This is a genomic window from Mesorhizobium sp. Cs1321R2N1 (genome assembly GCF_037179725.1).
In the GTDB taxonomy this organism is placed as follows: domain Bacteria; phylum Pseudomonadota; class Alphaproteobacteria; order Rhizobiales; family Rhizobiaceae; genus Mesorhizobium; species Mesorhizobium salmacidum.
The window spans coordinates 1-13,977 of sequence record NZ_JAPYKP010000161.1 but is presented as its reverse complement, the minus strand read 5'-3'; the positions used below and the strand labels follow the sequence as shown (position 1 = coordinate 13,977).

Annotated in this window: 16 protein-coding genes and 3 pseudogenes; 12 read left to right on the top strand and 7 right to left on the bottom strand. The window is 64.1% G+C overall.

The features are described 5' to 3' along the window. From O7A61_RS27705 to O7A61_RS27695, 3 genes and pseudogenes are all read left to right on the top strand, one after another. Positions 1-643 (top strand): annotated as a pseudogene (locus tag O7A61_RS27705) (helix-turn-helix domain-containing protein); the annotation flags it as partial. A gap of 71 nt (positions 644-714) precedes the next feature. Then, positions 715-1,347: a Vgb family protein gene (locus tag O7A61_RS27700; protein ID WP_337132484.1), complete on the top strand. Its 633-nt coding sequence runs from the start codon at positions 715-717 to the stop codon at positions 1,345-1,347. Positions 1,348-1,434: 87 nt separating this feature from the next. Further along, complete coding sequence (locus O7A61_RS27695) at positions 1,435-2,265, top strand: aldo/keto reductase (protein WP_337132483.1); 831 nt, start codon at positions 1,435-1,437, stop codon at positions 2,263-2,265. A gap of 78 nt (positions 2,266-2,343) precedes the next feature. Here O7A61_RS27695 and O7A61_RS27690 read toward each other — a convergent pair. Continuing rightward, a pseudogene (locus O7A61_RS27690) lies at positions 2,344-2,717 on the bottom strand (endonuclease domain-containing protein). A 105-nt stretch (positions 2,718-2,822) separates the two neighbouring features. Continuing rightward, positions 2,823-3,131, bottom strand: a complete 309-nt coding sequence (locus O7A61_RS27685; protein WP_027146346.1) for a hypothetical protein — start codon at positions 3,129-3,131, stop codon at positions 2,823-2,825. A gap of 171 nt (positions 3,132-3,302) precedes the next feature. On the opposite strand from O7A61_RS27685, the gene O7A61_RS27680 reads away from it, so the two are divergent. Both O7A61_RS27680 and O7A61_RS27675 read left to right on the top strand, forming a co-directional pair. Then, complete coding sequence (locus tag O7A61_RS27680; RefSeq protein WP_140713801.1) at positions 3,303-4,013, top strand: glutathione S-transferase family protein; 711 nt, start codon at positions 3,303-3,305, stop codon at positions 4,011-4,013. A 337-nt stretch (positions 4,014-4,350) separates the two neighbouring features. After that, entirely contained in the window at positions 4,351-5,853 is a 1,503-nt protein-coding gene (locus tag O7A61_RS27675; protein WP_337132482.1) for an ATP-binding protein, read from the top strand. 102 nt (positions 5,854-5,955) lie between these two features. Here O7A61_RS27675 and O7A61_RS27670 read toward each other — a convergent pair whose 3' ends face one another. Then, positions 5,956-6,234: an usg protein gene (locus tag O7A61_RS27670; RefSeq protein ID WP_337132481.1), complete on the bottom strand. Its 279-nt coding sequence runs from the start codon at positions 6,232-6,234 to the stop codon at positions 5,956-5,958. Positions 6,235-6,576: 342 nt separating this feature from the next. Here O7A61_RS27670 and O7A61_RS27665 point away from each other — a divergent pair, with 342 nt between their 5' ends. The 5 genes from O7A61_RS27665 (at position 6,577) to O7A61_RS27645 (ending at position 9,976) form a co-directional block, all read left to right on the top strand. Next, positions 6,577-6,891, top strand: coding sequence for a co-chaperone GroES (locus O7A61_RS27665; protein ID WP_015316962.1), 315 nt, complete (start codon positions 6,577-6,579; stop codon positions 6,889-6,891). A gap of 57 nt (positions 6,892-6,948) precedes the next feature. After that, a complete protein-coding gene (gene groL / locus O7A61_RS27660; RefSeq protein ID WP_337132480.1) occupies positions 6,949-8,580 on the top strand; it encodes a chaperonin GroEL in 1,632 nt (543 codons plus the stop codon). Between the two features lie 60 nt (positions 8,581-8,640). Continuing rightward, entirely contained in the window at positions 8,641-8,865 is a 225-nt protein-coding gene (locus tag O7A61_RS27655; protein WP_337132479.1) for a hypothetical protein, read from the top strand. A 103-nt stretch (positions 8,866-8,968) separates the two neighbouring features. Beyond that, entirely contained in the window at positions 8,969-9,259 is a 291-nt protein-coding gene (locus O7A61_RS27650) for a DUF982 domain-containing protein (RefSeq protein ID WP_140509472.1), read from the top strand. Between the two features lie 114 nt (positions 9,260-9,373). Next, positions 9,374-9,976, top strand: a complete 603-nt coding sequence (locus O7A61_RS27645; protein WP_337132478.1) for a cupin domain-containing protein — start codon at positions 9,374-9,376, stop codon at positions 9,974-9,976. Between the two features lie 313 nt (positions 9,977-10,289). On the opposite strand, the gene O7A61_RS27640 is transcribed toward O7A61_RS27645, so the two are convergent. Beyond that, on the bottom strand, positions 10,290-10,520 hold the full coding sequence (locus O7A61_RS27640; protein ID WP_337105166.1) for a hypothetical protein: 231 nt from the start codon (positions 10,518-10,520) through the stop codon (positions 10,290-10,292). Between the two features lie 207 nt (positions 10,521-10,727). On the opposite strand from O7A61_RS27640, the gene O7A61_RS27635 reads away from it, so the two are divergent. Next, positions 10,728-10,949 carry a hypothetical protein gene (locus O7A61_RS27635; protein WP_140509479.1) on the top strand — a complete coding sequence of 74 codons (222 nt, stop codon included), beginning with the start codon at positions 10,728-10,730 and terminating at the stop codon, positions 10,947-10,949. A gap of 69 nt (positions 10,950-11,018) precedes the next feature. Next, the gene (locus tag O7A61_RS27630; protein ID WP_140509481.1) at positions 11,019-11,327 is read left to right on the top strand and encodes a DUF1236 domain-containing protein; all 309 of its coding nucleotides are present in this window, start codon (positions 11,019-11,021) and stop codon (positions 11,325-11,327) included. Between the two features lie 185 nt (positions 11,328-11,512). Here the strand turns inward: O7A61_RS27630 and O7A61_RS27625 are convergent, their stop codons facing one another. The 3 genes and pseudogenes from O7A61_RS27625 to O7A61_RS27615 all read right to left on the bottom strand — a co-directional run. Further along, positions 11,513-12,487, bottom strand: coding sequence for a nucleoside hydrolase (locus O7A61_RS27625; protein WP_337132477.1), 975 nt, complete (start codon positions 12,485-12,487; stop codon positions 11,513-11,515). Positions 12,488-12,543: 56 nt separating this feature from the next. Further along, positions 12,544-13,524, bottom strand: coding sequence for an ABC transporter permease (locus tag O7A61_RS27620; protein ID WP_337105164.1), 981 nt, complete (start codon positions 13,522-13,524; stop codon positions 12,544-12,546). A 229-nt stretch (positions 13,525-13,753) separates the two neighbouring features. After that, positions 13,754-13,977: pseudogene (locus O7A61_RS27615) on the bottom strand (ABC transporter permease); the annotation flags it as partial.

The following is a 13,977-nucleotide window of genomic DNA, read 5'->3' as shown; positions in this document are numbered from 1 at the left end:
GGCACTGGAGACACCCGCGGCGCGATTGATCGCGCAGGGCAGGGAGCAGCCGCTGCTGCTCGAAGAGGTCGAGGCGCTGCAGGGATCGCCGGCGCTGGTCGTCGATGCTTTCCGCTACGCCGTGCGCGTTGGGCGGACCACGGTTTCGCTGGCAAGCCGGCCTGTGCTGTTCGCCTTGGCGCGGACGCTCGCCGAAGCCTGGCCCGGGGACGTGTCGCGGGGCGACCTCGTGGCGCGGGCCTTCGGCGGCAGGCATGCCGATGAATCGCATCGCGCGCGCCTGCGCGTCGAGATCGGGCGGCTGCGCGCAGAGCTTCGCGCACTGGTCGGCATCAGCGCCACCAAGCATGGCTTCACGCTGGCGCCGCGCCAGGCGCGCGCGGTGATGGTGCTGGCGCGGCCGATCGAGGAGCGGCACGCGGCCGTGCTGGCCTTGCTGGCCGACGGTGAGGCCTGGTCGAGTTCGGCCCTGGCGCTTGCGCTTGGAACCGGCCAGCGCAGCGTGCAACGGGCGCTCGAGCCGCTTGCCGAGGCCGGTAAGGTCCAGTCCTTCGGCCAAGGCCGGGCGCGCCGCTGGATGACGCCGCCGGTGGCGGGTTTCACGACCACCTTGTTACTCCCGGCGCCGCTGCCAAACGGCTAAGTGTGTTGATATTCAGGTGATGCCGGCCTGCAAAGGTCAGCGGGATGACGACCACACTAAAGGATCAAGACATGAAACATTCAGCGGCCGAAATTTTGAGGGAATACGGACCCTTTCCCGGTGCCAAGACGGTGGCCGGGGTGAGCTTTGACGGCAAGAACGTCTGGTTTGCCTCGGGCGACAGGCTGAACGCATTCGATCCGGAGAGCGGGCAGGCGTTGCGTTCGATCGATGTCGCGGCTCACGCCGGCACCGCCTATGACGGCCGGCATTTCTTCCAGCTCGCCAAGGACCGCATCCAGAAGATCGATCCCGATACGGGCGAGGTGCTTTCCACCATTCCGGCACCCGGCAATGGCGGCGATTCCGGTTTGACCTGGGCTGAAGGTACGCTGTGGGTCGGGCAGCACCGGGAGCGCAAGATCCACCAGATCGATCCCGAGACCGGGGCGATCCTGCGCACCATCGAATCCAATCGTTTCGTCACCGGGGTGACCTGGGTCGAGGGCGAATTGTGGCACGCCACCTGGGAGGGCGACGAAAGCGAACTGCGCCGCGTCGACCCACGGACGGGCAAGGTCCTGGAGAAGCTCGACATGCCTGCCGGCATGGGCGTCTCGGGGCTGGAGTCCGATGGCGGCGACCGCCTCTTCTGCGGCAGCGGAAACGCCGGCGTGGTGCGGGCGGTGCGCCGGCCGAAATAGGGACCGCGAATTTTCCCTTGGCGACTGGCCGTTGCGCGATGTCGAGCCTAGATAGGCTGGACCATCCCCCCGCAAAAGGACCAGATCATGCCCGAACAGATCACGTTGAACGACGGCGCCGCCATTCCCCAGCTTGGCCTTGGCGTGTGGCAGGTCGATCACGACATCACCGCGCAGGTAGTGGGCTGGGCGATCGCGGCCGGTTACCGGCTGATCGACACCGCCGAGGGTTATCAGAACGAGGAAGGAGTCGGCGAGGCGATCGGCGCCGCCGGCGTGCCGGCAAGTGAGCTGTTCATCACCTCGAAGCTGCGCAACGGCGCCCACCAGCGCGATGCGGCGCTTCGTGCCTTCGACGACACGATGCAGAAGCTCGGCGTCGAGCAGCTCGACCTGTTCCTGATCCATTGGCCGGTGCCCAGCCAGGACAAATATGTCGAGGCGTGGAAGACGCTCGTCGAGCTGAAGCAGGCCGGCCGCATCAAGTCGATCGGCGTCTCGAATTTCAATCCTGATCATCTGGAACGCATCATTGGGGAGACGGGCGTGACACCGGTCGTCAACCAGGTCGAGTTGCATCCGCGCTTCCAGCAGCGCGCGCTCAGGGAGTTTCACGCCCGGCACGGCATTCATACGGAAAGCTGGAGTCCGTTGGGCAGCGGCCGCCTGCTGAGCGATCCGACCATATCAGGCATTGCCCGCAAACACGGCAAGTCCGCCGCGCAGACGATGATCCGCTGGCATCTCCAGCAAGGGCTGATCGTCATCCCGAAATCGGTCCGCCAGGACCGTATCGCGGCCAATTTCGACGTCTTCGATTTCGAACTGGACGCGCAGGAGCTGGAGACGATCGGCGGCATGGATGCGGCCGACGGCCGCAACGGGCCGAACCCGGCCACGGCAGCCTTTTTGTTCTGAGCGTGCGAAGTTGCCGATCTCCCCCCTCGTGGGGGAGATGCCCGGCAGGGCAGAGGGGGGCACTGTCCCGCCGGCCTCTCAGTCCGTACCACCCAAACCCGCCACGATGACAATATGCTGGCAGACATTGTCGATGTCGCGGATGACATCGTCATTCCAAAACCGGAGCACGGTCCAGCCGTCCTGTTCCAGCCGCGTCGTCCTGAAGGTGTCGGCCGCTGCAAGCTCTGCGTCGCCGTGCTGCGATCCATCGAGTTCGACGACGAGCTTCTTCTGCGGGCACGCAAAGTCGGCGATATATAGCCGGCAATAGGAAATTGTCTTCGAAAGCCAAGCCCCATCAGCCGATGCGCGCGAAGTTCATTCCAGAGCTTTAACTCCGCGTCGGTCATGACCTTGCGCATCGATCGAGCGTTTGCGCGGTTTTGTGGGAGCAATGGCGTATGCGGCATGGCAGCTTCGATTGTGATTGAGGTTGGCGCTCTACGGCGCCCCCCTCTGTCCTGCCGGACATCTCCCCCACGAGGGGGGAGATCGGCGGCTTCGCCCTCGGCGCGTTAAATCCCCGAGCCGTCCAGCTGTTGCGCGTCGTCGCCTTCCCATGGCGCCGGCATCGAGGCGCCTCGGCTGAGATTGGCGGAGGGCATCGGCATCCAGCACTTCAGCTCCGGCTCGGCGTATTCGACGACGCGGCCGGGCGAGGAATCGGAGGCGCGCCAGCCTTCCTCACCGAACTGATCGGCGCGTGACCAGTAGGCGAGGTCGACTTCCGCTGGCCCCTGCTCGGACGGGCGGACCGTAACGAGTATCCGGCTGCCGTCTTTTGGCGCGCTGGACATGTGGCGCCAGCGGTCGGGCTCATCCATCGTTCTTCCTCCTGCCTTGCTGCGGGATGAAGTGTCGCCTCGCCGCCGGAGGCGGTCAACCCAAACTTTGCACGACCCGTCCTGTTTCGATGGGCTGTAAGGTTTGTCGGATTGCACCAGCCGCATCCGTCCTTGATCTGGCGATGGTCGCCGGAACAAGGAGAGGCATTCATGAGGGACAAGGTCGAGCCGACGCCGGCTGGGGTGGAAACAAAACTGTACTTCAGCCGCAACCCCAATCCGCGCCTGGGGGTCGCGGTGGCGCGTCATCTCGGGGCGAAAGTGACCTTCGAATTCGCGTCGCCGTTCGCGCCGGGGCAAGCGGAGCGATTCCGGCCGCTCAATCCCAACCTTTCCCTCCCCATACTGGCGTGGCCGGGCGGCAGCCTTTGGGAGGCCGACGCCATAGCCTGCCGGTTGTCGCGCGACATGGGTTCGGATTTTTGGCGCACCGGCGAGGATGAGCCCGACATGATCCGCTGGCTGAGCTGGGGCAAGGAGAATTTCGTGCGGGCCTGCGACATGGTGCATTTCGAGCGCGGCACCAAGCAGCGCTATCACATCGGGCCGATCGATCGGGAAAAAGTCGCGGAGGGACTTGCAGAATTCCCCAAGGCCGCTGCGATCCTGGAGGCGGTGCTTGTCGACCAGCCATGGCTGGTCGGCAATTCAGTCTCCTATGCCGACTTCCGCATGGCGACGTTCTTGCCGTTCAACGACGTCGCTGGGCTGCCGCTTGGTGATTATCCCGCGCTCACCCGCTGGTACGGGCGGCTTGAAGCCATCGACGCCTGGCGTGATCCCTTCGAGGGTCTGGAAGCGCCGCGATTGCCGCCAGTCCCAGGACAGATCGAGCCGCATGAGGCGGCACCGAGGCTGTAACCGAAAGGGGTGGCGACCGGCGTATACGTTTGGAGAGAAACTTGAAGACGCCGGCCGCCATTTGGGGGCGTTGGGTGCATCACGTTGGGGCACGATGCAGGGTCAGGTTAGGCGGATGCCTGGTGTCCGCAATCGGAACACCGGCCCATGGTGAACAAGTGGTTACTATCCACAGGTCAGGGCTGTAAACGGCAGGCGGCCCGCCGGTTTCGGCCGTCCATCGCGGCCACGTCGTCGTTGTCTCGGCTGTGCGCAACGCGAATCGCCGGCCATGCCACGCTCGACGGGCCGCGATCGGGTTGATAAGCCCGTCTGCGAAGGAGTTGATGAGTCTGGCATGACCGTTGCGATCGAGATGGGACACACGACGGCGGGCGACCCGGCGATGCTCGATCTCGAGGAATTGCTGGCGACCCGCCTTCTGGTGCAGGGCAATTCGGGCTCCGGCAAGTCGCATTTGTTGCGGCGGCTCCTGGAGCAGAGCGCGCCTTGGGTGCAGCAGACCATCATCGACCCCGAAGGCGACTTCGTTTCGCTGGGCGAACGCTACGGCCATCTGGTCATAGATGCCGAGGAGCATACCGAGCGCGGGCTGCAGGCGGCCGGCGAGCGGGCGCGTATCCATCGCGTCTCGACCGTGCTCAACCTGGAAGGGCTCGATGCCGAGAACCAGATGCGGCGGGCCGCCGCCTTTCTCGGCGGGCTGTTCGAGGTCGCGCGCGACCACTGGTACCCGATGCTGGTGGTGGTCGACGAGGCGCAGCTTTTCGCGCCGGCGGTGGCCGGCGAGGTGTCGGACGAGGCGCGCAAACTCTCGCTCGGCGCCATGACCAATCTGATGTGCCGTGGCCGCAAGCGGGGGCTGGCTGGCATCATCGCCACGCAGCGGCTGGCCAAGCTCGCCAAGAACGTCGCGGCGGAAGCCTCCAACTTCCTCATGGGCCGCACCTTCCTCGATATCGACATGGCGCGCGCCGCCGATCTCCTGGGCATGGAGCGGCGGCAGGCGGAAGCCTTTCGCGATCTGGAGCGCGGGCAGTTCATGGCGCTGGGGCCGGCGCTGTCGCGGCGGCCGCTCGGCCTGCGCATCGGCCCGACCGACACCAGCCCGCGCAACGGCACGCCCAGGCTGATGCCGCTGCCGGAGGCGGGGCTCGAGGATGCCCGCGCCATCATCCTGGCCGCCCCGCCGCCGGAGACGATGCGCGCGCCACGCCGGGTGGCGTCGCCGGACCTGCTGGAGCAGCTGATGGCGGCGAAATCGGCGCCGCGCGACATCCGCCCCGAACCGGCGGAGCCGCAAATCAGTGCCGAGGATCTGGCGGAGCGGCGCGAGCGGGTGGACCGCGTGCTGCGCGCTATTCTTGCACAACCTGACGCAGGCTTCCGCGTGATCGGCGTGCTCTACCAGGAGTTCGTCGTACGCTGCCGCATCGAGGGTCTCGCCTCGGTCGTGCCTGATCTGCCCGCATTCCGCCGCATGTTGACGCGCGCCCGTGCCGGGCTGGGGTCTGAAACTAGCGAGGACGATGTGTGGCGCGACGTCTCGGTGCGCGCCTCGCTGCTGCCGGAGGACATGCAGGGCGTGTTCATGATGATCGCGCGCGCGGCGAAGGAGGGCTGGCCGTGCCCGAGCGATGGCGCGATCGCCCGCGCCTATGGCTCGCACTCCATGCGCCGGGCCCGGCGGCTGCTCACCTATATCGAGGAGCAGGGTCTGATCGTCTGCCAGCTCGACGGCGCCGGCCGGCGCACGGTGACGCTGGTCGAACTCGCCTGGGCCACGGCGCCCGGCGACCCCAGTGCCGAGGAGGCGGAGCAGGGGAGCCTGGCGCTGTAAGAGGGTTATGAAGTTTTCAACCTCGGGCTGTCACGCAAGTACCTTGGCAAGACCGGCCGGTCGCTTATCTATTTCCGGTGAGAGCCAGCCATCGAGGACGCTTTACTGGATGGTGATGACGCCTTCGATGGCTCGCCATTCCGATGGGGTGATCAGCCGGTGGTGGGCGACGCGGACGGAGTGAAGCGGTCCCTCGAGTTCGCGCTCCCAATAGGAGAGGAACCCCTTGAGTTCGGGGAACTCCGGCGCCAGATCGTAGTCCTGCCAGACATAAAGCTGCAGCAGGTTCGGATGGTCGGGCAGATGATAATGAATCTGCGCCGTGGTCAGGCCATAGCCTTCCATCTGGAGGCGGAACTCCTTGCTGACATTTTCAACCATTCATGTCTCCTTTCGGCGGCCGTCTGCAACCAACTCCTTGAGCGGGCGAGCGGTTCCGGCGCCCGCGATTGCGCCGGCCGCGGATATTTTGTTGAACCGCGGCGGAACTTCAAGCGGCAGCTCCCGGCGCGAGGCAGAATAACCACGCGATAACAGCCGGTTGGCACTCTCTCAGGGTGAGTGCTAAAATTTTTTGGCCGACCTCTTGAAACCCAAAAATGGCAAGACTAGCTCGATATGCGCGCGCGATGCCTGACAAAGGGTCGCCGCACCCCGCACCGGTCCAATTGCCGGTCCGGTGCGGAGGAACCTCAAACCTGTTTGTCCCAAGAGGAGAACGACATGGCGTTCCGTCCATTGCATGACCGTATCCTGGTCCGCCGCATCGAGGCCGAGGAAAAGACCTCCGGCGGCATCATCATTCCCGATACCGCCAAGGAGAAACCGCAGGAAGGTGAAGTCATCGCCGTCGGTCCCGGCGCGCGTGACGACAGCGGCAAGCTGACCGAACTGGATGTCAGGGTCGGTGACCGTATCCTGTTCGGCAAATGGTCCGGCACCGAGATCAAGCTCAATGGCGAGGACCTGCTCATCATGAAGGAAAGCGACGTGATGGGCGTGATCGAACAGACCGCGCAAGTGAAGAAGGCCGCCTGACGGGTTCTTCGAAAATCCACCAGTCAACGAATGCTGCCTAGATAGAGGAGTGATCCAATGGCTGCCAAAGAGGTAAAATTCCATACCGAAGCGCGCGAGAAGATGTTGCGCGGCGTCGATATCCTGGCCAATGCGGTGAAGGTGACGCTCGGCCCGAAGGGGCGCAATGTCGTCATCGACAAGTCGTTCGGCGCGCCGCGCATTACCAAGGACGGCGTCACCGTCGCCAAGGAAATCGAGCTCGAGGACAAATTCGAGAACATGGGCGCGCAGATGGTGCGCGAAGTCGCCTCCAAGACCAGTGACATTGCCGGCGACGGCACCACGACCGCGACCGTTCTGGCTCAGGCGATCGTCAAGGAAGGCGCCAAGGCCGTTGCCTCGGGCATGAACCCGATGGACCTGAAGCGCGGCATCGACAAGGCGGTGGAGGCTGTCGTGGCCGAGTTGAAGGCCAACGCCCGCAAGGTGACCCACAACGACGAGATCGCACAGGTCGGCACCATCTCCGCCAATGGCGACGCCGAGATCGGCCGCTTCCTCGCCGAGGCGATGGAGAAGGTCGGCAATGAAGGTGTCATCACCGTGGAGGAAGCCAAGACCGCCGAGACCGAACTCGAAATCGTCGAGGGCATGCAGTTCGACCGCGGCTATCTCTCGCCCTATTTCGTCACCAACCAGGACAAGATGCGCGTCGAACTCGAAGAGCCCTACGTGCTGATCCATGAAAAGAAGCTCTCCAACCTGCAGGCGTTGCTTCCGGTACTGGAAGCGGTGGTGCAGTCGGGCAAGCCGCTGCTGATCATCGCCGAGGATGTCGAGGGCGAGGCGCTGGCGACGCTGGTCGTCAACAAGCTGCGCGGCGGCCTCAAGGTCGCGGCCGTCAAGGCGCCGGGCTTCGGCGATCGCCGCAAAGCCATGCTGGAGGATATCGCCATCCTCACCGGCGGCACGGCGATTTCGGAAGACCTCGGCATCAAGCTCGAGAATGTGACGCTGGAGATGCTGGGCTGCGCCAAGAAGGTGGTGATCGAAAAGGAAAACACCACCATCGTCGACGGCGTCGGGCGCAAGGAAGAGATCCAGGGCCGCGTCGCGCAAATCAAGGCCCAGATCGAGGAGACCACCTCCGATTATGACCGCGAGAAGCTGCAGGAGCGGCTGGCCAAGCTTGCCGGCGGTGTCGCGGTGATCCGCGTCGGGGGCTCGACCGAGGTCGAGGTCAAGGAGCGCAAGGACCGCGTCGACGATGCCCTGCACGCGACCCGCGCGGCCGTCGAGGAAGGCGTGCTGCCCGGTGGCGGCGTCGCGCTGCTTCGAGCCAGCAAGGTGCTCGATGCTGTCCAGACGGACAATGCCGACCAGAAGACCGGTGTCGAGATCGTGCGCCGCGCCATCGAGACGCCTGTTCGCCAGATCGCCGAAAATGCTGGCGCGGAAGGCTCGATCATCGTCGGCAAGCTGCGCGAAAAGAGCGAGTTCGGCTGGGGCTGGAACGCCCAGACCAATGAGTTCGGCGATCTCTATGGCCAGGGTGTGATCGATCCGGCCAAGGTGGTGCGCACGGCGTTGCAGGATGCCGCGTCGGTCGCCGGCCTTCTGGTGACCACCGAGGCGATGGTGGCCGAGAAGCCGAAGAAGGAAGCCGCCGCTCCGGCGATGCCGGCCGGCGCCGGCATGGACTTCTAAGGTCCCGGTCAGTCCGCCCGCTCCCCTCGAGGGAGCGGGCATCAGTTGAGGGAGAGAGACATGGATGCAATGGCTGGCCTTGGGCCCGTGCCCGCGCCGACATATCAGACAAAGGAGTTCCTGGCCTATGAAACCGAATGCCGCAGCGTGCTGAAGCCGCTGCTGGCGGGACTGCTCGACATGGCCGAAGCCGCCGGCTGGAAGCGGCGCACCGCTGCCGCGACCCTGATGTTCCTGGCGGCGAAACAGGTGTCGGAGGAGTCCGAGGCATCGGCCGGCGGCTGAACGCCGAAAGGCGGCCAATCCCATTCACCGTGTCCGCGGCGGGCCGCTCTTACCGGTATTCGGTCCGCCGCGGGGCCTGCACAATCGAAAGGAGGCACAAGCCATGAATCGCGGGCAGTTTGAAGAACCGGTCACCCTTCTGGTCGGAATGGGCTTTCCGAGGAAGATCGAAAGCGTGATGGAAGCCTACGTGCTGTTGCAGGACTGGCCCGCCGTCAGCCGGAACGGCGCCCATGCCATCGCTCTCAATGCCTGCAAGGCGGGCATCGCCGGCGAGATCGACCCGGAGACGGTGCGGGCGACGCTGGTCACCTTCGCACGCCGCAACGACATATTGCTGCCGGATGCGGTTTCGCCGGCTGCGGCGATGGGCAATGAGATGCATGCGGGGTGAGGCGGCAGGTCCGTCCGATGTGCGGCGATCGGTTCCCGGCTTCGCGGGCGCCGGGAACCAAGCGACGGCCACGCAGGTTGATCGGCGTTGGGTTCCCCGAGGCGAGGCGACGTCATGAGCATCGTGCAAAGCATCAAGAAAGCAGCCGAACAGGTGACCGGTGCCGCAAGACCGGACAGGCAACACGCGGCCGATCTTGTCAGGCCACGAAAATCGAACGAGTTCAGGTTTGGGGATGATGGCCTGGTGCCCAACCATCCGTCCTGGCCGCTGGTGGTTTATCACGGTGCCGTGACGCTGCCGGAGGACTTCGATCCCGCGGCTGTCATGGAGGAGCTTTTCTCGGCCAATGGCTGGGGGGACAGCTGGCGCAACGGCATCTACGACTATGTCCACTACCATTCGCGCATCCACGAAGTGCTGGGCGTGGCGCGCGGTACGGCGAAAGTCCGGTTCGGCGGCAAGAAGGGACGAACGCTGGCGCTGAAGGCCGGCGATGTCGCGGTTCTGCCAGCCGGCACCGGGCATCAGCGCATCTCCGCCTCAGACGACTTTCTCGTGGTTGGCGCCTATCCGCCATCCGGCACCTATGACGAATGCACGACCGCCGCCGACCACGCCAAGGCAGTGGAGACGATCCCCAGGGTCGGCCGGCCGCGCAAGGACCCGGTCTATGGAAGCAAAGGCCCGCTGCTGGCGGCGTGGAAGAAAGACTGAATTCGCCAAAGGCAGGAGAGCAAACTCATTGGCGCAAGCCCTGCCTCGGCACGAGCGCCCGAGCGGATCGACGCAATAGTCATCACGTCGGTGGAACGCTCTCGGAGAGGTTGGTAGGCGTCGATTGCTTCATTGGACTGATAAACAGAGAGCGCCCATCTTCGGTTAACGCCGGGCGGGTTCTTTTTTCAGTCCAGGCTTCTCCGGGTGACCACGGCGTGCGGAAAACATGTCCGGCAGCCAGGCGCAAATATTGGGAGCAAAGCATAGATTGCGCCTGCCTCGAAAGGCGGAAGACGCCGGATTATATGGTCTATATTCCGTAGGTCAGGGCAACATAGATCACAGGGATAAGGGCCAGGCAGATCGCCATTCCCACGACAACCGCAATGGCCAAGCGCTCGGTTCGCCTGACAAGATCGGCAATATTGGCGTCGTCACTCAAAGAGACGTGCAGGGCCGGAGGCATTTCCGGAACCTGAGCATCATTGTCATTTGCGGGGTGATTGTCGTCGCGGGTAATCGGTCTCTGGGCTGATGTCACTGCTTGCCTCGCTCTCAAAATATCCGGCAGTCCAGCTCCATCCGGTGAGGGTGGGGGACCGGCAATCGTAACGTGTGGGCAAGACATTGGGTTGCGCCATAAGACTTCAGTCGGATCATTTCCTGGACCTAAGCCTTGCCGGGGAACGCAATGCAGCGGAAGTCGTTGTTCATCGGTGACAACTCAAGAATAGGAGAGGAGAAAGCCATGGCTGACGGCCCAACTGTTGTTAATTCTGGAGGTGGCGGCGGCACTGCGGTCGCTATTGTTCTTGCAATCATCGCCATCGTGGTCCTGCTGATATTTACCGGTGTCATCAATATCCATGGCGGCGGAAAGGATATCAACGTGAAGGTTGAAGCGCCAAAGGTGGAAGCCCCGGCCACTTCAGCGCCGGCGAAGCCCGCAGCACCGGCCAATGGCGGCTGATGTGGCGGCAGTAGAGGCCAGAATAGTTCTGGCATTCGCTTCTCAATTCACAACAAAGAAGGACTTGTCATGAAAAGATATCTTGCCGGCGCCGTCGCCGCAGTCGCATTTGTGGGTGGAATTGGCGCTTCCTATGCGGGAGACGTCGTAGTTCTCAAGCCTGAGCAGCAGACGGTCGTTCGCGAATACATCCACAAACAAAAGCTCGCATCGGTCAGCCTGCTCGGTGTCGAACTCAATGTCGGCTCCGCTCTCCCCGACACTGTCGAGCTTCACACAATCGACGTCCCCGACGTCAGGTACAAATATACCGTCGTCGGAGATCATGCGGTCCTGGTGGACCCCGATACCCGCAGAGTCGTGCAGATCATCGAGTGATGCCGGTAGTTAGCCCCTGATCGGCAGGGGACGGCCCGCCGTCGCCGCAAATGGCACGGCGGGTTTATTATTGGGAGCCACTTCATCCCTATGAATATCACGGGGGCCCGTTTGCGAGGGCATGTGATCTTCAACCGAGAATGGGCTGCCTGTCACCCGCCCAGGTCTGCGGGCAACGCGAGGCGTCATGCCCTGCTTTTGGTCAGGCGCTCGAGCGCATCGACGATCAGGTCGCAGAATTTTGGATGGTCGAGCTTCATCGCCACGGTATGGCGGAAGTCGACCTGCTCGCTTGCCGTGCCGCCGAAATGGTGCATGCCGCCCATCTTCTCGAAATTGCAGACCGTCATGCCCTTGGTCCACCGGCCGGCAATCTCGACGCGGATATCGGCCTTCTCGGTGGTGAAGACGGTCGGGTCGATCATGGCCGCGACGCAGCATGCATCATGGATGGCGGGATACTCGATCTGCAGGAGGCCTCCATGCGTGGTCGCTATGAACTCCCAGATATCGAGGATGAACCTGGCAATCGGGCCGCCGACCGCGCGCACCCTGTTTTGCAGGTCCGGAGTGGCCAGCGCCTGGTGCGTGAGGTCGAGCCCGACCATGGTGACGTCCCAATCGGCGCGGAACACGACGTCGGCGGCCTCCGCGTCGGCATAGACGTTGAACTCCGCCGCCGGCGTGATGTTGCCGCGTGTGTAGGCTCCGCCCATCGCGACGACACGCTTCACCCGCCCGATGATGCGTGGATCCTTGCGGATGGCGAGCGCGATGTTGGTGTAGGGACCGACCGGCACGAGCGTGATGGTTTTCGGCTCGTGCGCCATGACGGTGTCGATGATAAAGTCGACGGCATGCCGCTTGTCGAGTTCGAACGAGGCGGGCGGCAGGACGGGGCCGTCGAGCCCAGTATCGCCGTGGATCTCGACGGCCAGCACCTGGTCGCTGATCAGCGGGCCGGGGGAGCCCTTCGCCACCGGCACTTTGATGCCGTAGGCGGTGCATACGGCAAGAGCATTACGCGTGGTGTTCTCGACATTGTGGTTTCCCGAAACCGTGGTGATGCCGAGAAGGTCGATATTCGGGTTCCCCGCAGCGAGCAGGATGGCGATGGCGTCGTCGTGCCCGGGATCGCAGTCCAGGATGATCTTGTCCATGATGGCATCTCCCTTGTCGCATGCGGCGATTATTGTCGAGCGGCCGAATATGCCCGCTACCGCTCCTCGATAATCCGCAAATACGCCGCCGTCACGAACAGCACGATCAGCCCGAACAAGATCCGCCTCGCACCTTCCGGCATTTGCAGGATGGTGAGCAGCGTGGTCAGCACGGTGAGGATCAGGGCGCCGATGATGGTGCCAGTGTAGCCGCCGCGACCGCCGAAGATCGAGGTGCCGCCGATGACGGCCGCCGCCACCGAAGGCAGCACCAGCGGCTCGGCGAGCGAGAGCGAAGGGGCCTTGATCAGGCCGATATAGAGCAGGCCGGTGATGCCGGCGAGCATGCTGGAGGAGATGTAGAGCGCTGTTATGACCTGCCAGTACTGAACGCCGGAGAGGCGGGTCGCGCGCTCATTGTCGCCGACGGCGTAGAGCAGGCGGCCGAAACCGGTGCGGGCGAGCGTGAAGACGATGAGGGCGGCCAGCGGCACGAACAGCAGCAGGGCGTTTGGAAAGCCGGAGGTGACGCCGGTGCCGAGCCAAGCGAGGAAGTCGGGGACCTTGGCGCCCGACGCGATCACCGTGCGCTGATAGACCTGCAGGCAGCCGGTGCCGATCAGGCTGGTGCCCAGCGTCATGATCAGCGGGTGGACGCGGAACACGCCGACGCCGATGCCGTTGACGAGGCCGATCAGCACCGCCGGTAGCATCGCCAGCAGGAAAGCCACCGCCGGGTCCTGGTTCATGACTTGCGTTGCCATGATGAAGGCGCTCATCGTCGCCACCGTGCCGACCGACAGGTCGATGCCGCCGGTCAGCATGGTCATGGTCTGGCAGCCGGCGAGGATCGCCAGCGGGATGGCGAACTTGATCGTGTTGGCGATCCAGCGCTCGTTGACGATGCCTGGGCGCAGGATCTGCAGGATCACCACCAGGATCACCAGCAGGATGATCAGCGGGATAAGGGGCCGGTCGGCCATGAAACGCTTCAGGCGGCGGCCGAAGGGAACGGGCGTGATCGCGGTGCTGCTCATGGCGCGGCTCCTGCTCGCGACGGGGTGGGGTAGGTGGTGCACGCGACGCATTTCTCCCTTCTCCCCTTGTGGGAGAAGGTGGATCGGCGCGCAGCGCCGAGACGGATGAGGGGTGTGTGACGGAATGAGGCGTTTGCGTTCCCTGGAACACCCCTCATCCGACCTCGCTTCGCGAGGCCACCTTCTCCCACAAGGGGAGAAGGAAGAAGGGCGCGTCGATGTCCACTCATCACTGCCGCCCCCTCATCGTAATAAACGCGCCGAACATCACCACGGCGACCATGATCAGGCCTTCGATGATGGCGGTAACGTTGGGGTCGATGGCGAGCAAGGTGAGATCGGTGCGCACCAGGCGCAGTACGAAGACGGCGACGATGGGACCGAGCAGGCCGCCCTTGCCCCCGCCGAGCGCCACGCCGCCCAGCACGACCGCGGCGACGCTGGCGAGCAGAT

What these genes read in the sequence shown, in the direction of transcription:
- O7A61_RS27700 (WP_337132484.1), top strand. Translation starts at nt 715, where the DNA reads ATGAAACATTCAGCGGCCGAAATTTTGAGGGAATACGGACCCTTTCCC.
- O7A61_RS27695 (WP_337132483.1), top strand. Translation starts at nt 1,435, where the DNA reads ATGCCCGAACAGATCACGTTGAACGACGGCGCCGCCATTCCCCAGCTT.
- O7A61_RS27685 (WP_027146346.1), bottom strand. Translation starts at nt 3,131, where the DNA reads ATGGATGAGCCCGACCGCTGGCGCCACATGTCCAGCGCGCCAAAAGAC.
- O7A61_RS27680 (WP_140713801.1), top strand. Translation starts at nt 3,303, where the DNA reads ATGAGGGACAAGGTCGAGCCGACGCCGGCTGGGGTGGAAACAAAACTG.
- O7A61_RS27675 (WP_337132482.1), top strand. Translation starts at nt 4,351, where the DNA reads ATGACCGTTGCGATCGAGATGGGACACACGACGGCGGGCGACCCGGCG.
- O7A61_RS27670 (WP_337132481.1), bottom strand. Translation starts at nt 6,234, where the DNA reads ATGGTTGAAAATGTCAGCAAGGAGTTCCGCCTCCAGATGGAAGGCTAT.
- O7A61_RS27665 (WP_015316962.1), top strand. Translation starts at nt 6,577, where the DNA reads ATGGCGTTCCGTCCATTGCATGACCGTATCCTGGTCCGCCGCATCGAG.
- groL (WP_337132480.1), top strand. Translation starts at nt 6,949, where the DNA reads ATGGCTGCCAAAGAGGTAAAATTCCATACCGAAGCGCGCGAGAAGATG.
- O7A61_RS27655 (WP_337132479.1), top strand. Translation starts at nt 8,641, where the DNA reads ATGGATGCAATGGCTGGCCTTGGGCCCGTGCCCGCGCCGACATATCAG.
- O7A61_RS27650 (WP_140509472.1), top strand. Translation starts at nt 8,969, where the DNA reads ATGAATCGCGGGCAGTTTGAAGAACCGGTCACCCTTCTGGTCGGAATG.
- O7A61_RS27645 (WP_337132478.1), top strand. Translation starts at nt 9,374, where the DNA reads ATGAGCATCGTGCAAAGCATCAAGAAAGCAGCCGAACAGGTGACCGGT.
- O7A61_RS27635 (WP_140509479.1), top strand. Translation starts at nt 10,728, where the DNA reads ATGGCTGACGGCCCAACTGTTGTTAATTCTGGAGGTGGCGGCGGCACT.
- O7A61_RS27630 (WP_140509481.1), top strand. Translation starts at nt 11,019, where the DNA reads ATGAAAAGATATCTTGCCGGCGCCGTCGCCGCAGTCGCATTTGTGGGT.
- O7A61_RS27625 (WP_337132477.1), bottom strand. Translation starts at nt 12,487, where the DNA reads ATGGACAAGATCATCCTGGACTGCGATCCCGGGCACGACGACGCCATC.
- O7A61_RS27620 (WP_337105164.1), bottom strand. Translation starts at nt 13,524, where the DNA reads ATGAGCAGCACCGCGATCACGCCCGTTCCCTTCGGCCGCCGCCTGAAG.